This is a genomic window from Bacillus sp. FSL W8-0519 (assembly GCF_038005585.1).
GTDB classification, from domain to species: Bacteria; Bacillota; Bacilli; order Bacillales; family Bacillaceae_G; genus Bacillus_A; species Bacillus_A paranthracis.
In genome coordinates, this window is the sequence record NZ_JBBOTL010000001.1 from 2399451 (window position 1) to 2420336 (window position 20886).

Annotated in this window: 18 protein-coding genes and 3 pseudogenes; 14 read left to right on the forward strand and 7 right to left on the reverse strand. The window is 33.1% G+C overall.

Going from position 1 to position 20886, the window contains the following annotated elements:
- The first annotated feature begins 85 nt into the window (after nt 1-85).
- Nucleotides 86-1282, forward strand: coding sequence for an MFS transporter (locus NST14_RS12550; RefSeq protein WP_000421209.1), 1197 nt, complete (start codon nt 86-88; stop codon nt 1280-1282).
- Nucleotides 1283-1351: 69 nt separating this feature from the next.
- Here the strand turns inward: NST14_RS12550 and NST14_RS12555 are convergent, their stop codons facing one another.
- Nucleotides 1352-2224 (reverse strand): LysR family transcriptional regulator, encoded by an 873-nt coding sequence (locus NST14_RS12555; RefSeq protein WP_000425885.1) that lies wholly within the window; start codon nt 2222-2224, stop codon nt 1352-1354.
- 129 nt (nt 2225-2353) lie between these two features.
- On the opposite strand from NST14_RS12555, the gene NST14_RS12560 reads away from it, so the two are divergent.
- From NST14_RS12560 to NST14_RS12570, 3 genes are all read left to right on the forward strand, one after another.
- Nucleotides 2354-3397 carry an aspartate-semialdehyde dehydrogenase gene (locus NST14_RS12560; protein WP_001290626.1) on the forward strand — a complete coding sequence of 348 codons (1044 nt, stop codon included), beginning with the start codon at nt 2354-2356 and terminating at the stop codon, nt 3395-3397.
- A gap of 165 nt (nt 3398-3562) precedes the next feature.
- Complete coding sequence (locus NST14_RS12565; protein ID WP_000285217.1) at nt 3563-4687, forward strand: C45 family autoproteolytic acyltransferase/hydolase; 1125 nt, start codon at nt 3563-3565, stop codon at nt 4685-4687.
- A 53-nt stretch (nt 4688-4740) separates the two neighbouring features.
- The gene (locus NST14_RS12570) at nt 4741-5004 is read left to right on the forward strand and encodes a hypothetical protein (protein WP_000932117.1); all 264 of its coding nucleotides are present in this window, start codon (nt 4741-4743) and stop codon (nt 5002-5004) included.
- Between the two features lie 92 nt (nt 5005-5096).
- Here NST14_RS12570 and NST14_RS12575 read toward each other — a convergent pair whose 3' ends face one another.
- Nucleotides 5097-5999 (reverse strand): LysR family transcriptional regulator, encoded by a 903-nt coding sequence (locus NST14_RS12575; RefSeq protein WP_000612252.1) that lies wholly within the window; start codon nt 5997-5999, stop codon nt 5097-5099.
- Between the two features lie 156 nt (nt 6000-6155).
- Between NST14_RS12575 and NST14_RS12580 the strand changes: the two genes are divergently transcribed.
- The 5 genes from NST14_RS12580 (at nt 6156) to NST14_RS12600 (ending at nt 12382) form a co-directional block, all read left to right on the forward strand.
- Complete coding sequence (locus NST14_RS12580) at nt 6156-6845, forward strand: MOSC domain-containing protein (RefSeq protein WP_073541496.1); 690 nt, start codon at nt 6156-6158, stop codon at nt 6843-6845.
- Nucleotides 6846-7102: 257 nt separating this feature from the next.
- Nucleotides 7103-7987 (forward strand): GNAT family N-acetyltransferase, encoded by an 885-nt coding sequence (locus NST14_RS12585; RefSeq protein WP_000528700.1) that lies wholly within the window; start codon nt 7103-7105, stop codon nt 7985-7987.
- 33 nt (nt 7988-8020) lie between these two features.
- Nucleotides 8021-8617: a DUF1349 domain-containing protein gene (locus NST14_RS12590; RefSeq protein ID WP_000703153.1), complete on the forward strand. Its 597-nt coding sequence runs from the start codon at nt 8021-8023 to the stop codon at nt 8615-8617.
- Nucleotides 8618-8838: 221 nt separating this feature from the next.
- Nucleotides 8839-10593 (forward strand): ABC transporter ATP-binding protein, encoded by a 1755-nt coding sequence (locus tag NST14_RS12595; protein WP_000834809.1) that lies wholly within the window; start codon nt 8839-8841, stop codon nt 10591-10593.
- On the forward strand, nt 10586-12382 hold the full coding sequence (locus NST14_RS12600; protein ID WP_001243539.1) for an ABC transporter ATP-binding protein: 1797 nt from the start codon (nt 10586-10588) through the stop codon (nt 12380-12382). Before NST14_RS12595 ends, NST14_RS12600 begins: the two co-directional genes overlap by 8 nt.
- Before the next feature lie 108 nt (nt 12383-12490).
- On the opposite strand, the gene NST14_RS12605 is transcribed toward NST14_RS12600, so the two are convergent.
- Together NST14_RS12605 and NST14_RS12610 are read right to left on the reverse strand one after the other, a co-directional pair.
- The gene (locus tag NST14_RS12605; protein ID WP_229142726.1) at nt 12491-12751 is read right to left on the reverse strand and encodes a hypothetical protein; all 261 of its coding nucleotides are present in this window, start codon (nt 12749-12751) and stop codon (nt 12491-12493) included.
- Between the two features lie 247 nt (nt 12752-12998).
- Complete coding sequence (locus tag NST14_RS12610) at nt 12999-13583, reverse strand: LysE family transporter (protein ID WP_001121288.1); 585 nt, start codon at nt 13581-13583, stop codon at nt 12999-13001.
- A 57-nt stretch (nt 13584-13640) separates the two neighbouring features.
- Between NST14_RS12610 and NST14_RS12615 the strand changes: the two genes are divergently transcribed.
- A complete protein-coding gene (locus NST14_RS12615; RefSeq protein WP_002170244.1) occupies nt 13641-14255 on the forward strand; it encodes a helix-turn-helix domain-containing protein in 615 nt (204 codons plus the stop codon).
- A gap of 404 nt (nt 14256-14659) precedes the next feature.
- Here NST14_RS12615 and NST14_RS12620 read toward each other — a convergent pair.
- Nucleotides 14660-14860, reverse strand: a pseudogene (locus tag NST14_RS12620) (BclA C-terminal domain-containing protein); the annotation flags it as partial.
- 183 nt (nt 14861-15043) lie between these two features.
- Here NST14_RS12620 and NST14_RS12625 point away from each other — a divergent pair.
- Nucleotides 15044-16095 (forward strand): annotated as a pseudogene (locus NST14_RS12625) (exosporium glycoprotein BclB-related protein).
- Between the two features lie 618 nt (nt 16096-16713).
- On the opposite strand, the gene NST14_RS12630 reads toward NST14_RS12625, so the two are convergent.
- Nucleotides 16714-17346 carry a cupin domain-containing protein gene (locus NST14_RS12630; protein WP_000097590.1) on the reverse strand — a complete coding sequence of 211 codons (633 nt, stop codon included), beginning with the start codon at nt 17344-17346 and terminating at the stop codon, nt 16714-16716.
- A gap of 179 nt (nt 17347-17525) precedes the next feature.
- Nucleotides 17526-18051: pseudogene (locus NST14_RS12635) on the reverse strand (TGS domain-containing protein); the annotation flags it as partial.
- A 260-nt stretch (nt 18052-18311) separates the two neighbouring features.
- Between NST14_RS12635 and NST14_RS12640 the strand changes: the two are divergent.
- From NST14_RS12640 to NST14_RS12650, 3 genes are all read left to right on the forward strand, one after another.
- Nucleotides 18312-18617 carry a luciferase domain-containing protein gene (locus tag NST14_RS12640; RefSeq protein WP_000010324.1) on the forward strand — a complete coding sequence of 102 codons (306 nt, stop codon included), beginning with the start codon at nt 18312-18314 and terminating at the stop codon, nt 18615-18617.
- A 93-nt stretch (nt 18618-18710) separates the two neighbouring features.
- Nucleotides 18711-20021: a phytoene desaturase family protein gene (locus NST14_RS12645; RefSeq protein ID WP_000712992.1), complete on the forward strand. Its 1311-nt coding sequence runs from the start codon at nt 18711-18713 to the stop codon at nt 20019-20021.
- Nucleotides 19999-20868, forward strand: coding sequence for an RNA polymerase sigma-70 factor (locus NST14_RS12650; protein WP_000447135.1), 870 nt, complete (start codon nt 19999-20001; stop codon nt 20866-20868). Before NST14_RS12645 ends, NST14_RS12650 begins: the two co-directional genes overlap by 23 nt.
- Nucleotides 20869-20886 lie beyond the last annotated feature (18 nt).

Genomic DNA, 20886 nt, shown 5'->3' on the forward strand with positions numbered 1-20886 from the left:
GTGAAATAAAAACTAGTACAGTGAAAATTAAAGAAGGGATAATAATAAATAATTATTTCATATGTGAAATAAAGGGGAGTTATATATGGAGTTAAAGTCAATGATACGTATTTTGGCAATTGTAGCTTTTTTTGTTGGATTAGATTCATTATTAGTGGCACCTTTATTACCAGTAATTACAGAAACAATTAGTATCCCTGATGGGAGTGGAGGGTTATTAATTACTATTTATGCACTTTGTTATGGAATAACTGCACCCGTATTTGGAATGATGTCTGATAGAGTTGGAAGGAAACGTATGATCATAATAGGGTTTATTATTTTTTCTATTTCTACATTTTGTACGGGATTAGCGAAGAATTTTGAAATTCTTTTATTATTTCGCGGTCTAACAGGTTTATCTGGTGCAATGATTATGCCAAGTATTTTTGCATTAGTAGGAGATAAAGTTACATATGAGTCAAGAGGAAAAGCGATGGGAACAATTATGGGAGCAATGATAGGTTCAACAGTCATTGGAGTACCTATAGGCGCATTTTTATCTGAAATAGGAAATTGGCAATGGACATTTTATAGTATAGGACTTTTAACTTTATTTCTGACATTACTAATTAATCACATATTAAGAAATGAAAAAGAGAGAGAGGATGTACATGTTTCTTTAACGGAAACGGTGGATGCACCATTGAAAATGACTGTAGTAAATATATCAGTTTTATTTGCATTATTAGCAACGTTTCTATGGACAATTGGATTACATGGCATGTTTTCATACATAGGTGTTTATTATGAGAATAATTTTGGAATTTCTGTTGGTAAAATAGGTATAGTAATTTTTTTGGCAGGAGTTGGTAGTGTAGCTGGTAATATTTTAGGTGGAAAATTAGCTGATAAAATAGGAAAGAAGAGTGTTATAGTCATTGCGAGCATTGTATCCTCAATTAGTGTAATGTCATTCTCGCTTTCCACAGAAAATCTAGTAATTGCAATTATTGTACATATTATTTGGAGTTTATTTATTGGATTTGGACAAGCATCATTAACGGCACTAATTTCAGAATTAAAACCAGCTGTGCGAGGGACTGTAATGGCATTAAATAGCTCTGCCATGTATATTGGGATGACTATTGCTTCTGGCGTAGCGTCACTTGCCATAAGTAATGGATTTCCGTTTTTTTCTTTAGGAACAATCTGTGCAATTGCTAGTTTACTTGTCCTTCCAATCATATTTGTTCTAGTTAAAGAAAAAACATCACCTAATAAAAAGAAGATGACTATATAAGTGGTAGTAAAGAAAACGTGGGTTGATATTCTTTAAAGGATTTCAACTCATGTTTTCTTTCATATTATTTTATACTTTCATAACCTTTAATAGTGAAAGAAACGACTGTACTACAGGGGAAATCCATCTAGATTTATGATAGATTACATGGCTTTGAATAACTGTTGGAGTTTCAATAGGCTGAAAACAGAGTTGCTCTTTTTGACAACTTTCTTGTACAACGATGTAAGGAAGAATTGAAATTCCTAATTCACACATGACGGATTGTTTAATGACTTCAACGTTGGAAGTTTCAAATGTTTTAGCTGGAATATTCCCGCTTTGACGTAAAAAACGATCTACCATCGGTCTATAGCCGCAGCTTTGTTCCGTAAAGATAAACTGGGTATCGTTTAGTAAATAAAATGGATTAGAGTGTGTACAGTAATGGGGTGGTAAAATCCATCCAAATGTTTCATTACTAAAAGTACACGTAATAAAATCATTATGTTCTATACTTTCTCCAATTATGAAGACAACGTCTGTTTCTCCTTCATGTAATTTTTGTAATGCTTGTTCATTTGTGTTTGTTTCAAGTACGATATTTACTTTCGGATTTTTCTGTTTGTAAGTACGTAATAATTGTGGTAAACGATATACTGCTAATGATTCGTTTGATGTAATACTCAATGTACCTTCTAATTGATCGGTATTTTGAGGGATTTCTTGCGCTTTTTCATAAATTGCAAGTAATTCTAAAGCATAAGGATGAAATTGATGACCTGCTTTTGTAAGAAGTACTTTTTTTCCTAACCGATCGAAAAGAGGAATATGTAAATCGTTCTCTAATGCTTTCATATGCGCTGTAACTGTAGATTGCACATAACCTAATGCATGAGCAGCTTTAGAAAAACCACCATACTTAACAATCGCACAAAATGTTTTAACGTGTCTCATTTCCATAAACAATCCCTCTTTTATTATCATGATTTGTGAATGATTATATCACGTATTTCAATTTTCCAAATGATTAAATTCCTTATAAAATGAAATTGTAGAAATATTTATTCATTTAACATTGGAGGAGAAAAGATGAGTGAAAAGGGCTATCATGTAGCTGTTGTTGGGGCTACGGGTGCAGTAGGTCAGAAAATTATTGAACTGTTAGAAAAAGAAACAAAGTTTAATATAACTGAAGTTACGTTACTTTCGTCAAAAAGATCGGCTGGTAAGACAGTACAATTTAAAGGGCGAGAGATCATTATACAAGAAGCAAAAATAAATAGCTTTGAAGGGGTAGATATTGCCTTTTTTAGCGCTGGAGGAGAAGTTTCTAGACAATTTGTAAATCAAGCTGTCTCTAGCGGTGCCATCGTAATTGACAACACAAGTGAATATCGAATGGCACGTGATGTACCTCTTGTTGTTCCGGAAGTAAATGCGCACACTTTAAAGGAACATAAAGGGATAATAGCAGTTCCGAATTGTTCAGCATTACAGATGGTAACAGCTCTTCAGCCAATACGAAAAGTATTCGGATTAGAACGAATTATCGTTTCCACTTATCAGGCTGTATCGGGTTCTGGTATTCATGCAATTCAAGAATTAAAAGAACAGGCTAAGTCAATACTTGCAGGTGAAGAAGTGGAGAGTACTATATTACCAGCGAAAAAAGATAAAAAACATTATCCAATTGCATTTAATGTACTTCCTCAAGTAGATATATTCACGGATAATGATTTCACCTTTGAAGAAGTAAAGATGATACAAGAAACGAAGAAAATTTTAGAAGACCCAAACTTGAAAATGGCAGCTACTTGTGTGCGTGTTCCAGTTATATCAGGTCACTCAGAATCGGTTTATATAGAGCTTGAAAAAGAAGCAACTGTTGCAGAAATTAAAGAAGTATTGTTTGATGCACCAGGTGTTATTTTGCAGGATAACCCTAGTGAACAGCTGTATCCAATGCCATTATACGCAGAAGGGAAAATAGATACATTTGTCGGTAGAATTAGAAAAGATCCTGATACACCAAACGGATTCCATCTTTGGATCGTTTCCGATAATTTATTAAAAGGTGCGGCGTGGAACTCGGTGCAAATTGCAGAAACGATGGTGGAAGAGGGAATCATTTAGTATGAAGGAAACTAGGGAACTGTTAAAGATTACAGTTTCCTAGTTTTTATTTTATAACTGTTCGCTTTATTCCAGCCGTATTTGATTTGAAAGACAGTAAAAAACATCAAGAATGAATACAATTTATTTGGTACGATATGGATAAATTCAATAAGGGGGAATTAGATGTATCAAGTAAAGGGGTATTTTTCATCGCTAAAAGGAAGTCATTATGAAATCGGTAAGCAACAAGGGGAATTTGTAAAACAACATCCTTACCTTATTCCGCAATTTATACAGAAAGAAAATTTAATATCGCATCAGCATTGGACAGAATCTAGGAACATATTACATAATTATTGTCCAGGAATTAATGAAGAGATTGAAGGGTTTTGTGAAGTATTAAAAATTTCATCTGAAAATATGATGTATTATTATCAAACACTATTAAAAGCAGGTTGTAGCCATTGTGCTGTTTTACCTAAAAAGACAGATTTAAAGCATACTTATGTATTAAGAAACTATGATTTGTCACCAGTAATAGATGATATGCGTTTTTGTTCGACTCATGTTGAAGGTGCATATGCACATAGTGGCTTTTCTACTCAATATTTTGGCCGAACGGAAGGAGTTAACGAGCATGGATTATCTGTTACATTTTCAGCATGTGGTCAACCGGTTGGAAATATTGCGGGTTTAAGAAAGCCAGCGGTAAGTGGTTTACAATGTTTTGCGGTCATTAGAGTATTATTGGAGAAATGCAAAAATGTGCAGGAGGCTAAGTCACTAATAGAAGAAATACCAATTGCTAGTAATATGAATCTAATAGTAGCCGACCCTGTAGATGCAGTATGTATTGAAATATTTGATGGATATAAATCAATAATCACAATTGTTGAGGAAAGCCAAGATTTTATCGTATCAACAAACCACGCAATTAGTTTACCTATTCAAAAACTGAATAGTAGAAGATTAGAACAATCTACAAACCGATATCACACATTGTATGAACATTTAAATCGAAATGAACAAGTGAGTATAGAGTCTTTAAAAGGATTAGTACAAAAAGAATATCCTGCCGGGCTGACGGTGCATAATTATGAAGAATGGTTTGGAACTTTACATTCCGTATTATTTGATTTGCATGAATGCACAATGAATATTTGTTTCGGGTCTCCACTTTTAAATGACTGGTACTCGTTGGAGGTTGGAGGGAGTCTTCCTTTTTCTGAGGTGAATGTGAACTTTGAAAATAAAACTTATACTGATTTTTGGAGAGAAGAGAATAATAAATTGATTCCAAAAGGGTAAATGGGGTAATATGGTAGCACCGAAGGAGGTTATTTATACTGGAGGGATTACCGATGCTAAACATTTTATTAATGTTTGTTTTTATCATTTTTTTAGCCGTTTCCATGTATATTGCGTATCAAAAAAGAAAAAAAGCAGAAATAAAAGGATTGAAGAGTGCATTAACTTCAATTTGTTTCTTTTCACTTGCAATTTTTAATTTGTTCGCATATTGGTTTCAGTTCGGCGGTATGTTGACAGTGCTATTTTCAATCGTATTATTGTTAGTTGGGGCTTATTTTACAAAATATATTCCAATTTCCAAAAAGGTACACTAAAATTTATAGTTAATACTTTATTTCATTATGAAAAGAGATTATTCTACTAGGTCGTTATGAAATGACTTCATAGGATAATCTCTTTTGTTCGTTTAATTTTGTAAAGAATGTACGGTTAGTTTCAATTGTTTAATAAATTCTCGAGTTGCAGCACACATATATTTATCTTTTCTATAAATAAGCCCTATTTCTATTATTGGAGTAGGATTTTCTATTTTAATAGCTTGAATGTTTTTATTTTGTAAAAAGTCTATATACGGTTTTGGTAAAACTGTAATCCCCATGCCTTTTGAAACCATTTGGATTAAAGATTCCATTGTACTAATTTCTAAAATTGGTTTTGGTTTAAAGTTGAATTTTTGACAATGGGATGTAATTAATTCGGTTAAAAAGAAATTTTTAGGTAAAAGAATTAAAGGGTAATTCTGCAATTCAGCAATAGATACATGATTATGTTCAGCTAATTGATGACCAGTTGGTACGACTATTATAAGTTCACTTTTGTAGAGAGGGATAGAAATAATTTCTTTATCGTGCACTGGTAGAAATGTAATGCCAATATTTAGTTCGTTTTGTAATAATTTTTCACGAATATCTCCTGTGCGAAGTCCTAATACAGAAAGTTCTATATTGGGATATAAATTATTAAAATTTAAAATAGCTGGTGGTAGTAAGTAATTTACGACGGTTAATAATGATCCAATTGTTAAGGAACCTTGTTGTAATCCGTTTAAATCTTGAATAGCAGAACGGGCTTGTTCAACTTCATGAAAAATTGTTTTACTATGTAATAATAAAATCCTCCCAGCTTCGGTTAAAGATATTTTTTTACCAATTCGATCGAAAAGGGGCATTCCAACTTCATGCTCTAATGCACGTATTTGTTGACTTAGTGAAGGCTGTGAAATATTTAATTTCTCAGCTGCTTTTGTGAAATGTAATTCTTTTGAAACAGCTAAAAAGTATTCAAGTTGTCGTAATTCGATTGGAATCACCTCAAGCATAATAATAGGATATACCTATCATTATTATATAAATAATTGAATTGAACAATGATTTTAGAGGTTTTATAATCATCTTTATATAACAGAGAGGATTGTAAAAATTAACCGAGAGAAAATACATGTAACACCTTTAAAGGAGGAAATAGAATGGCTAATGAATATCAATTATTATCTTTAAATATAGGATTACCAAAAGAGGTTACATACGGCGGAAAAGTAATTCATACAGGCATAAATAAGAAACAAGTAAAGGAACCGGTATATTTATCTTTTGTAAAATTTAATGGGGATGGACAAGCTGACTTAGTTCATCATGGAGGAGTAGATAAAGCAGTTTGTGTTTATACTGGTGATCACTATCCATACTGGGAAAAAGAGTTGAATCAAGATCTTGTATATGGGGCTTTCGGAGAAAATATAACAGTTAGTGATATGCGCGAAGAGGATGTTTGTATTGGTGATACATTTCAAATTGGAGAAGCAATTGTACAAGTAACGCAGCCAAGGCAACCTTGTTTTAAATTAGCTAAGAAATACAATATCCCGAAGTTACCACTATATTTTCAAGAAACAGGATATACAGGATTTTATTTTCGTGTATTAAAAGAAGGATGGGTATCATCAGTCGATACTTTAAAAAGACTACAGTCTGATCCAAAGGGTGTTTCAGTAGCGTTTGCTAACCGTATCATGCACAAGGAAAAGCAAAATATTGAAGGGATAAAAAGGATATTAGAAGTAAATGCACTTTCAAGTAGTTGGAGAAAGTCTTTTGAAAAGCGTATAAGTGGAGAAGAAATTAATACGAAGGAAAGACTTGAAGGGATAAAAGAATAAAAATCTTTTATTATAAATAGTGTATTTCTATTAGTAAAAACGAATTAGAAAGCGCTATTTTTATATAATAAACTCATTAATATTCAAAAATCCTAATATTGTTTTATTCGACTTGTTTTCGAATAGTCGAAACATAAAATTAATTAGACTTTTTTTTTATATTTTATGATAGTATATTGATTGGTAAGACCTATTACTTTAAGAGCAGGTTCTACAACTATATCTAATTTGATGGAATTAACATATGGAGGGACAACATGGGGAATGTTGAAAGTTTTGAAAAACTTCTTTTAGAAGAACCGAAAAGAGAGCAGTTATTTCCTTTATTTGAAGAAGTATTTGGGATTCCAAGTCAAACATTGCATGATTTTTCAGAGAGAGGTTATTGGGATGATACATATAAAGCTTTATCATTTTTACAAGAAGATAAAGCGATTGCAAACGTTGCGGTATTCTCGTTACCATTGCTAGTGAATGGTGAAAGAATAAATGCAGCAGGCATTCAATCGGTGATGACACACCCTAATTTTCGAAGACAAGGACTCATGACACAATTAATGAGTAAAATGATAGAAGAAATCGATAAGAAATGTGAATGCACATTATTGTTTACGGAAAAACCTGAACTATATACATCATATGGTTTTAAAGTTGTGCAGGAGTATTTGATGACTATTCCATATGATAAAAAGAATAATAATGATTCCTTACTTAGAGAGCTAGATTATTATATGGAAGAGGATAGAAAATTAATACATGAAACTATAGATAGTAGCCAAAGACTTTCAAATAATTTTTCAACATTAAACTTCCGTCCTTCGTTTTATTTGAATATGTACAATTCGGAATGGAATGAGAAATTGTATTATTCAGAGAAACTCGATGCTCTAATTGTGTATGAAGTAGATAATGAAAAGTTGAAATTATATGGAGTGTTTGCACCAGTAATTCCAGTTTTAGATGAAATATGTGGGGAGATCGCTGAAAGATTTACAGAAATCGAATTTTACTTCTCTCCAGATCAATTAGGGGTTGAGGATGTACAGTTTACAGAATTACAATCAAGTAAGTATTTAATGGTTCGAAGTAATAGAGAGTTGGATTTGAAAGGTTATAAATTCCCAGTATTAGTAGAATTTTAAATGTGTATATAGATGCTTTATTAGGGAGGAACTATGAAAATATCACATATACCAGAACATATTGAGCAACTTACTATAATGAATGTACCTGAATATTATAAGCTTAATAACAATCATGCGCTTATTGTCCGCTCGAAAGCCGAAACAGATTTTTGGCTTAAAACACATTATGGATTCGAAGTAATGAATGGTCATGTATTTTATACAGAGACGATGACAGACTTTCAAGCTGAAGTTCAATTGCGTATGAATCCAAATTCAAAATTCGATCAAGCTGGTCTTTTTGTTATGGTTTCGGAAAAGTGTTGGCTGAAAACTTCATTAGAATATATTCCAGATGGTCCATCTCATTTAGGAGCTGTCGTAACGAATAATGGATATTCCGATTGGTCCACGCAAGACTTTCCGACAGAATTAGCTAACGAGCAACTTCGTTTTCGAATTGTTCGTAAACGTGGTGATTATACAATATATGTGAAGAAGATTCACCAATGGGAACAAATAAGAATCGCTCATTTGATGGAGGATATAGGAAATAAGCCTATTAAAATAGGTTTTTACACGTGTAGTCCGTCTAAAAATAATGGATTTGAGACTGAGTTTTTAGAGTTTACAACTGAAAAAATATAGATGAAAAACCGTATTCTTTTCATTAGGAATGCGGTTTTTATATGTATATAATAAAAAGCACATTTATTGACCGTAAAGTCATTAATGCTTATCATTTAATAATGTTAAATATTAATTTACATAATATAATAGGAATAAGAAAGAAATTATAAACTACAGCGCTTAAATAAGGAGGGATATGAGTTATTAGGGGGTAATTTCATGGGAAAAGGAGATTATGTATGAAATCATTTCGTAAATTATTACAGTATTTAAAACCATACATGTTCTTCGCTATTATTGGACCACTATTTATGGTACTTGAGGTTGCGATGGACTTAATTCAACCGACTATTATGCAACATATTATTGATGTTGGGATAGCAAATCGGGATATGAATTATGTAATAAAAATGGGGCTTCTTATGATAGGAGCTGCAGCACTCGGTTTAGTTGGAGGGCTTGGGTGTATGATGTATTCTACAAAAGCAGCTGTTAATTTCGCTACTGACATACGAAAAAATGTGTTTGCGAAAATAGAAACATTTTCTAGTGAAAATCGTGATTCGTTTGGAACTGGAAAGTTATTAACGATAGTGACAAATGATATTACATCTATTCAATCGGCGATGACGATGACATTACGTGTTCTTGTTCGTGGTCCTTTGTTATTTATCGGAAGTATCATAATTGTTTTTGTAACAGCACGCGAGTTATTTCCTATATTACTCGTAGTCGTTCCAATTTTATTACTTGCGATTATATTCATTGCGAGTAAAGCGAGCGGGACGTTCAAAAAGGTGCAAGAAGCATTAGATAAAGTGAATACAAAGTTACAAGAAAATTTATCTGGAGTACGTGTTATTAAAGCGTATGTAAGACAAAAATATGAAATTAATCAGTTTGGAAATGTTAATACAAATTTAACGAAGATAAATATTAGAGCGGTGCAGCTTATTTCCTTAATGATGCCAATCATAATGTTAGTTGTAAGCGGAGGGATTGTCGCAACATTATGGATTGGTGGAGAAAAAGTATTTAACGGGACTCTTCAAGTAGGAGCTATATTAGCGTTTATAAATTATTTGAATATCATTTTAATGTCACTTATGTCTATCAGTATGGTATTTATGCAAATCGCGCGAGCATTTCCGTCTGCGGATCGAGTACAGCAAGTTTTAAATACTGAGGTTGATATTACGAGCGAAACAAATGCGCTTGTACCTAAGGAAATTGAGGGGAATATTGATTTTAAAAATGTTAGTTATAGTTATACGAAAAATAATGAATATGTTTTAAAAGATATTTCATTTCGCATATGTAAAGGTGAAAAAGTAGGGGTTATCGGTTCTACAGGAAGTGGTAAATCTACTTTAGCAAAATTGTTACCACGCTTATACGATGTTGATCAAGGTGAAATATGTATTGATGGAATAAATGTTAAGGCATACGATTTACAAAAACTTCGTGGTTCAATCGGGTTTGTACCTCAAAAGGCATTGTTGTTTTCAGGTAGTATAGAAGAGAACTTACGTTATGGAAAAGAAGATGCAACGAAGGAAGAGCTGGAAGTGGCGGCTTCATCAGCTTGTGCGACTGAGTTTATTAACAAACTGGAAGATTCTTATCAATATCATGTAACACAAGGTGCGACGAATTTATCAGGTGGACAAAAACAACGTGTATCCATTGCAAGGGCGCTTGTGAGAAAGCCATCTATTCTTGTATTAGATGATTCTACATCAGCAGTTGATGCTAAATCAGAATCTAACATTCAATCAGCATTAAGGAGAGAATATAAAGGAACAACAACATTATTAATTGCTTCTAAAATCTCATCAATAATAGATGCTGATAAAATTCTCGTGTTAGATAATGGTGAATTAGTTGGTGATGGTACACATAAAGAACTGTTAGAACAATGCGAGGTTTATCAAGAAATCTATCTTTCCCAAGGTGGCAATTTGTATAAGGAAGGTGGGAAAGAACATGCGTAATTTTCAAGGGCAATTTGCTAATAAAGGTGGGCGTAACGCAACAAAGATGGGGAAGGCTAAAAATACGAAAGGAACTGTGATGAGAGTATGGAACTATATGGGCTATCAAAAGGCTGCTCTTACGTTCGTTATATTTTTAGTATTTGCTACAACGTTACTTGGATTATTAGGTCCTTATTTAATGGGAGTAATTATAGATCAATATATTGTACCGAAAGATTTAAATGGCACAGCAAGAATGTGCATGTTACTTATCGCAATTTATGGTATTACAGTGTTTTTAACTTGGTTACAAACATTTGTCATGGTTAACGTTGCATTAAAAACGATACAAAAAATAAGACAAGATATTTTTGAGAAAATCCAAACGCTTTCTTTACGGTTCTTTGATGTACGTTCTCAAGGGGATTTAATGAGTCGTGTAACAAATGATATAGATAATTTGAATCAAGCGTTGACACAAAGTGTTGTACAAATTATTTCATCAGCGCTAACTTTTATAGGTGTGACGATTGCGATGTTCGCATTAGATTGGATTTTAGCGATTGTTACTTTAATTACAGTACCTATTATGTTTTTCGTTACAAAAAAACTAGTTGCTTATAGTGGTAAAAACTTTGCAAAGCGTCAAAAAGATTTAGGAGAATTAAATGGATTTATTGAGGAAGCTATAACAGGTGCGGATGTTACAACGTTATATGGGAAAGAAAAAGAAACCGTACAAAATTTCAATAAAATTAATGAACAGCTAAGAGTTTCTGCAACGAAGGCGGATACATTTTCAGCTTTTATTTTTCCGAGTATGAACTTTATTAACAACTTAGGTATGGGACTTGTAATTGGGACTGGGTCAGTAATGGCTTTAAATGGAATGACAACAGTAGGTGTCATTGCAGCTTTTATTAATTATTCTCGTCAATTCTCAAGACCACTCAGTCAATTCGCAACTTTAATGAATACGATTCAAGCGGCAGTGGCTGGTGGGGAACGTGTCTTTGAAATTATGGATGAAGTACCGGAAATCAAAAATAAAAAAGATGCATTCGTTGTACAAAATTTACAAGGACATGTTGCACTCGAGAATGTTTCATTTGGGTATGAGGAAAATAAAACGATTTTAAAAGAAGTGAGTCTTAAAGCGCGGCCAGGGGAGACAATTGCTTTAGTAGGTCCAACTGGATCGGGCAAAACAACAATCATTAATTTGCTAACGCGCTTTTACGATATACAGCAAGGACAAATTCATATTGATGGAAAAAACATAAAAGAATATGATATGAATTCGTTGCGAAGTAAAATAGGAGTAGTTTTACAAGATACGTATTTATTTGCTGGGACGATTATGGATAATATACGTTATGGTCGATTAGATGCTAGTGATGAAGAGGTAATCAATGCAGCTAAGGCAGCATCTGCACATTCTTTTATAAAACATTTACCGAATCAATATGAAACGAAAATTGCTTCAGAAGGATCGAATTTAAGTCAAGGACAGAAACAACTTCTTGCGATTGCACGGGCAATTTTAGCAGATGCAGATATATTAATTCTCGACGAAGCAACATCTAATATTGATACGAGAACAGAATTACAAATACAAGAAGGACTAAACAATTTAATGAGAGGTCGAACAAGTTTCGTAATCGCTCATCGACTGAAAACGATTGAAAAAGCAGATCAAATCCTTGTTATAAAAGATGGAAGTATTTTGGAAAAAGGGAACCATGAATCTCTCATGGAAGATAGAGGATTTTACTTTGATCTGTATACGAGTCAGTTTAAAATTTAAGAAGAATTTTTGATAGGGTGCGGTTTCTCTAGAAAGGAGAAACCGCATTTTTATATTTATAAAGATAATTAGAAATATAGACTTGAATTTTTTTAGATACACGAATTGTTAGCAATTACTAGCAATTTCAGTGCCAGACGGGAACAATAATTTACGAGGTATTGTAATAATCTCAAGAGCTATCTGGGCTGAATGGAGAAGTATTGGAGTTAACTCTAAAGCGTGTGTTAATAATAATATAAAGCTTGTTAGGATTGCAAAGCTTCCCCAAAAGAAACTTTTTGAAGTGTTACGGAAATCTTTTATTAAGGAAAAGAAAGAAAAAAATGCTGTAACAACAAGAATTAAAAATTTATACTTATCAGTCATTAAACCCCTCCTAAAGAACAATAACTTATATTATAGCGTATTTTTCTGTATTATTATAAAGAGATTTTAAAATGAATAATAAAAAGTAGAGGCCGCAACTTAAAGGAATGACGGATTACCTTGAGCGTAGAGGCTGGTGGTATGGAAAGTTAAGTAAAGATTTTATTTTAGTGAAACAGAAAAATCACTCGGCCTCAAAAAGAGGATACTTTTATTGAGTAATCCTCTTTTTTTTAATAAAGGAAATTTAATTGATTATAATGGAAAGCGCACTGAAAACTAATAAAACGGCCATAAGGATGTTAAATGATTTAGTATGCTTCAACAAAAGTTTTTGAAACATGGAACCGAATAATGTCCAACTAAATGTGCTCATTAATCCAACTACACCTAGAAATAATGAAAAAAGTAGATAACTTGAATATGAATTGTAGTAAGGAAGAATAAAAGTTGATACTACAGTTAGTCCGAATAGTATTCCTTTAGGGTTAATAAACTGAAGGAAAATCCCAACTGTAAATAAATTTTTATTATATTTTTCATCGGGATTTATGCTAGTTTTACTTGTGAGTATTTTAAGGGCTAAATATAGCATATATGCTACACCTAAGATTTTTAAAGGGAATTCGATTATAGGTAGGATTTTAATTAGTACAATATTAAAGAAACTACATAAGGAAGTGAGGATGAAAAAACCGAAAGCTACTCCGAAGCAAAATTGCATACTCCTTTTTAAACCATGTTGATTAGCGTATGTCATAGCTAAAAAATTGTTAGGTCCGGGTGTGAAGCTACTTATAAAAACAAATAACAAAAAAGAAAATATAGGCATTTCAAAACCCCCTAAGTATTTTGTATGTTATAATGACTGAAAAGAACAATATAACGTGTGCTTTTTATTATACATAACGGTCGTTATATTGTATATAGTGTAGGAGTGTTTCTTATGGAAGAAATTCAACTTATTCTGGCGAAAAATTTAAAAACAATTCGAGAAAAAGAAAAATTAAGTTTAGAAAAGGTTTCCCAATTAACAGGTGTGAGTAAAACGATGATTGGACAAATTGAACGTGGAGAGTCAAGTCCAACATTAACAACGATATGGAAAATAGCTAATGGGTTGAAAGTGTCTTTTACTTCTTTAATCAATAATCCGCAACCGGATACGAAAGTTGTTTTACGAAATGATGTTCAAGTATTATCAGAAGACAATGGAAGATATAAAGTGTATCCTTCTTTTCCTTTCCAAGATGATAGGAACTTTGAAATCTATACGGTTGAAATTGAAACAGAAGGAAAGTTAAATTCGGAAGGTCATAAAGAAGGGACTGAAGAATTTATAACGGTGTTTGAAGGGGAATTGACACTTGAAATAAATGATTGTCAGTATAAATTAAATAGCGGGGATTCAATTCGCTTTAAGGCGGATAGACCGCATTCCTATCGTAATTTTGGAAGAACGCAAACCCGGTTAAATATGACTATTTATTATTCAACTTCATAAATTTACAGCTACCTTGAAAAACAAAGAAAGGCGTAATGATAAAACCATCTATAAGAGATGGTTTTTATTTTTTATAATCCACAAAAAAAGACACTCATTTGAGTGTCAACATAGTGTTGCTCTCGCGTATAGGATTGGAGTATGTTTCTCAAATATGTTTTGAGATGGTTCGCATTTGAGAAACTATCTTCATGTTCAATGTAACATTAGCAGTGAGGAGTGTAAATTGATAATGTATATACGGAAAATTTAGTATAGATACTTTGTACTATGAATATAGTACAAAGTATTTCTTATTGCATAATCACTTACGTGAAGTTATTAAAATATAAACTAAAGGAATGACCTAGTAGTTACTATTTTAGCATTTAAGAATGATTATTATAAAAAGAATGAATCATTTTTTAATCGATTCGTATAATTGTTAAAGAGGCACCTGTTGAACCACCTCCAACTAAATTAACTATGGATAATACGCCGAATAGTTGAAGTGAAATTGTATTACCAGCAGTTAAATTAATTATTAAATTATTATTATAATTTGAAGTTGATATTGCGGGTGAAAAGATAGATCCGGAAAGTGGAGTCGAAGAGTTTAATAGTAGCGATTTAGTATTTTGGAATGGAACTATCATTTTGTTATATTAATACTACTAGTTATAGTAACGGTAAAAAGTTTACTTTATGTAAAATCATTTGAGTATGAAAAAGTAGTTATGGAATTTTTCTAAAATGATAGAGGTTTTATTTTGTTAATTAGTAAACAAAATGTGAAATGAGGTAGTAAATTGAACAGCGATGAAAAATTATCTTTGAATAAAGGTATGGTAAGACCAGAAAATATTGGACCTACTTTTCCGGTTCTTCCGCCAATTTATATTCCAACGGGAGCAACGGGAGCAACAGGAGCAACAGGGTCAACGGGAGCAACAGGAGCAACAGGATCAGGGGAGCAACAGGAACAACAGGAGCAACAGGAACAACAGGAGCAACAGGAGCAACAGGAGCAACAGGAACAACAGGAGCAACAGGAACAACAGGAGCAACAGGAGCAACAGGAACAACGGGAACAACAGGGTCAACGGGAGCAACAGGAGCAACAGGAACAACAGGAACAACAGGAGCAACAGGAGCAACAGGAGCAACAGGAACAACAGGAGCAACAGGAACAACGGGAACAACAGGAACAACAGGAGCAACAGGAGCAACAGGAACAACAGGAACAACGGGAACAACGGGAGCAACAGGGTCAACGGGAGCAACGGGAACAACAGGAACAACAGGAACAACGGGAGCAACAGGAGTAACAGGGACAACAGGATCAACGGGAGCAACTGGAGCAACTGGTGGCGGAGCTATTATTCCATTCGCTTCGGGTACAACACCAGCTGCGTTAGTTAACGCATTAGTAGCAAATACAGGAACTCTTCTTGGATTTGGATTTAGTCAGCCTGGTATAGCTTTAACAGGTGGAACTAGTATCACATTAGCGTTGGGTGTAGGTGATTATGCATTTGTAGCACCACGCGCAGGTGTTATTACGTCATTAGCAGGTTTCTTTAGTGCAACAGCTGCATTATCTCCATTATCACCTGTTCAAGTGCAGATACAAATATTAACTGCACCTGCAGCAAGTAATACGTTTACAGTACAGGGTGCACCTCTATTATTAACACCAGCATTTGCTGCAATCGCAATTGGTTCTACAGCATCAGGTATTATACCTGAAGCTATCCCAGTAGCTGCAGGAGATAAAATACTACTATACGTTTCATTAACAGCAGCAAGTCCAATAGCTGCAGTAGCTGGATTTGTAAGTGCAGGTATAAATATCGTCTAGTTTGTTACAACGCCTGTTTGAAATTTGAATTGGCGTTTGTATATAGCCCATCCTAATTTTATTAGGGTGGGCTATATTTTATGGAAAGATAGGTGATAAATCAATTGAGAAAGTACTCTTTGTTAAAAAAATCAAAATTAATGATTTATAATCTATTGTTTATGGAATAAGTTATATGATTTGAAAAATTATCTATAAATAAAAAAGATGAATTCTATTAAAAACAGAATTCATCTTTTAAATAAAAGGGAAGTAATTTATTTATCGTGAGTGTTAAAATGTTATTGTACAAATTAGTAATCAACTATTTGTTTTTATTACAGTTACATCCTTTTTTCTTTACATAGCCTTGATTGGCTAAGTCTCTTTGTGATTGGGAATTGGAAGATTGAGAATTCGAAGACTGAGAGGATGTTGATGAACTACTATTTTTATTATGAGAGTAGTTTTTTCGATAGTTATAATTACTCATAGTACTATCACCTCCAATTAAATATATAACTATTATATGTAGCTATTCTATTAATTGTTACGATAATAAATAGGAATGGGTATATAATAAAAAAATCTCCTACGTATTTTCCGAGGAGATAAATAATTGTCCTTTCATAATATAAATTAATATCCCCAGTAAAGAGGAAAATAATATGAATCTTGGTAATATAAATTTTGTTGTGGATTAGGAGGATGAGTTGCAGGGGGTATCGTTCCGCGGTTCTGATTACAATTTGCTGGAGGACCGATTACTGTAGTGGATTGAATAGGGGATACCGCTTGTTTCCATTGTTGCTCATCGAGACAGTAAGTATGGGCCATTATATTAGTGGGAGTTAATCTTAACATGTCAGAACCAAAAATAACTTCTGGTGTTGGTGCGTCGAAGATTGCTAATAAATGAGTGTTATCTGCTGTAGCAATTTCATAATGCCACCACGCTTGTGGAATGTTGGCAACTTGCCCCGGTTTTATTGGTAAGTTTAATATTTGATTTGTAAAAGGATTAAGTAAAGAAACAACTGCAGAGCCTGAAATGCAGTAAACAAGTTCAGCTGCATTTTGATGTATGTGCGGCTCTACAACATTTCCTGTACTTAAATAGATATCTAATAAAGAAGTGTTTTCTAACGTATTTAATTGTTTCTCGCCAAGTACGTTTATATAGTTTTGAGCATCTTTCTGAAAAAAATTACTTTTATTTAAATCATAAGTGAAATTAATTGAGGGGGAAGTGTAGTCGATATTGGAACTCAATTGTATTACCTGCCTTTCTATTAGTAAGTAAGGTTACAAAATTAGGATATGTGTCTATTGTTGGTTGTGTGCAGTTGTTGGTATCTTATTAAATTTGCTTATTCCATAAAGAATATGGGGTGTATTTCGTATCATAAAAAACAGACCAATACTTTTTATAAGAAGCATTGGTCTATTTTTTATGATAGTTTTTGCTGAATAATTAATTGTGCTTTAGCGGTATTGGCATAATTGAGCCAATCTAATACCAAGTTTTGTTTTTAAATCAAAGTAGATTTCTATGACGTCAAAATGGGATACCTTTGTTTTAAGTGGAACAGGTATACCGTTTACTTTTGCATTTTTCATGTTATGTGCAATTTTTGGAAATGCAGAGAAAGTAAAATCAATAATTGTAGCACCATCTGGTAAATAAATAGGTTGTAAATCTGAAGTATAAGCCGTTATGGTATTTTCAAATAGTTCGTACGATACTAGATTGTGGAACGCAATTGGATCTGTAGTTAATAAATTGTTATGCACAATTGTATCATTCATTATTTTATAAGATATGGATTGGATATTTGCAGTTCTATTATTTAATAAAGAAAAAATGCCGTTATCTTTTAATGTTTTTGCTAATTGTGTTTGAATGATAATTGTTTGTTCAGTATTATTCATATTGACTTTAGTTTTTAAATTGTTATTAAAATAGCTTTTTTCAAGAGTTTTAATTCATTAAATTGTAGATAATTTGCCTTTTGTAATAATACCTCGCTCATATAAATCCGTCCCTTAAAATTATTTTTAATAGTAATTCTATATAATAGAATAAATCCCCTTTGAAATTATTTTAATTATGTAAAAAATAAAGGTGTTGAGATGAAACTATATTCGTATATCCATTCATACTTTGGATTGATGGAAAAAAGTAAAGAACGTGTTAATTTAATATTACATCAATCATTAATAAGGGGTGAAGGTTCATGTCATTTAGTGAAATGATTAGAAATGAAGTGCTCAGCTGGGCGGGTGTTTCTGAAAAACCGCATCGATTTGGCGGCATTGAAATAAATTACGGTAAGAAAGAACTTGGTCATCTGCATGGAGATAAGTTAGTCGATTTACCATTTCCAAAGTTAAAGCGGGATGAATTAGTAAACCAAGGATTGGTCAAACCACATCACGTATTACCTGAATCAGGATGGATCAGTTATTATATAAAGAGTGAAGAGGATATACCATTTGCAATTGAGTTATTTCGTATGCAATATGACCGAATAAAAAAATAATGTAATAAAATAGATGAGTAAAAATATATTTTCATGTCACATCCCTCCTTAATCGTTCGTCTTGTATGTAGAACGATAAGGAGGGATTTTATTATGAAGAAATTTGATGTAGCAATTGTTGGTGGTGGCCTTGCTGGATTAACAGCGTCTATATATTTAGCGAAAGCTGGAAGAAAAGTGATTGTTTTAGAAAAGTCCAATCGCTTTGGTGGTCGAGGGATGACTATTAATAAAAATGGGATCTGTATGAATCTTGGTGCACACGCCTTATATAGAGGAGGAGCCGCATTTTTAACTTTTAATGAGCTCGGTATGAATCTACCGGGTGGAATTCCATCTACAAAAGCACATGGAATATGGAAAGGGGAGATTTTCACCATACCAACAGATTTCCGTTCAATTTTATCAACACCACTACTTTCGTGGTCTGCAAAAGTACAATTCTCACGTCTTATGATTCGTTTAGGGAATTTAGATGTAAGAAAAGTTCAAAAAGTGAGCCTAACTACATGGGCAGAAAATGAAATAAAAGATCCAATGGTTCGCAATATATTTTATGCGCTATGCCGAACAACAACATATACGTTTGCTCCTACAATACAATTAGCATCATCTGTACTAAAGCAAATACAGCTTTCGATAAAAGATGGGGTATTTTATGTAGATGGTGGCTGGGAGACGATAATAACAAAATTAAGAGACATTGCGAATCATGCCGGGGTGCAATTTTTGGATAAAAAGCATGTTTTGGAAATAGAGCATTACGAAGATAAACAAAGAATATATTGTTTTGATGATGAGGTATTTGAAGTAGGTACAGTCATTGTGACGACTCCACCGAAAGAAGCTTGTAACATAATTAAAGGTGTGGAAGGAACAAGTTTGTATAGATGGAGTGAACAATCGGTACCGGTTACTGTTGCTGCATTAGATATTGGTTTGAGACGATTACCTAATCCGACACATCAATTTGCGTTAGGGTTAGATCAGCCTATATTTTTCACGAATCAATCAAGAGCAGCTAAATTAAGTGATGATGGATCAATTGCAGTGAGTTTAATTAAGTACCATAATCCTGTACTAGAGATGAAACATACTCATGAAGATAAAGAACAGTTAGAAAGTACAATGGATTTGCTACATCCAAATTGGAAAAGAGAAGTTGTTGCGCAACAATATTTACCGAAAATAACAGTAGTATATGATTTTCCTCATATAAACCGAGTTGAAAAATCAGGTCCTAATATCCCTGAAATGCCAGGTGTTTACGTTGCAGGTGATTGGACTGGGCATGATGAAATATTAGCTGATGCTGCAGTAGCAAGTGGAAAACGTGCAGCGTTACACATTTTAAAGCAATTAGAAAGTGAGGGAGTTCATCATGGAAACGGAGCAATTATATGAAGCGTATCAACCATTATTATTTTCGTTAGCATATAGAATCCTTGGGAGTGTTATGGATGCTGAGGATATCGTTCAGGATGTATTTATCTCGTTAAATAATATAGAGGATCTTCAGTCTATAGAAAATATGAAAGCATATTTGTGTAAGATGGCGACAAATCGTTCAATTGATAAATTACGTTCGGCAGCGCATAAACGTAACGTGTACGTAGGGATGTGGTTACCAGAGCCACTTGTAGAAGAAAGTAATGAGCCATCAGAGTCATTTGTTATGAAAGAATCCCTTTCCACAGCATATTTATTACTTTTACAACAACTGTCTGAGGTAGAAAGGATTGTTTTCATATTAAGAGAGGTTTTCAGTTATGAATACGAAGAAATAGCTTCAATTGTTGATAAGAGTAGTGTGAACTGTAGAAAGATCTTTCAACGGGCACGAAATAGTATATTGGATAAGCCGAAGCAATCAACATTAAGTACGAAGAAAATGGCTGATTATGTTGAAAAGTTTGTATCATCACTACAATGTGGTGATGCGCAAGGTATGTTAGAAGTATTAAAAACAGATGCGATATTGAAAGCAGATGGTGGTGGTAAAGTTACAACTGCGATTCATCCAATCTATTCTGCAGATAGAATTATTCGTTTATTCTCTGGAATTAGAAGTAAGTTCCCATCAGCGTACAATGTTGATTATAAGATAGTAAATGGTGCCCCAGGTGTTATTGTTAAAGTGAAAAACAAAGTGACTTATGTACTTTCATTCACATTTGAGAATGAGAAAATCTCAAATATTTATATGATGGTTAATCCTGAAAAACTTATGCACTTAAATAGAATAGTATAAAAAAGACGCATTTCTTTA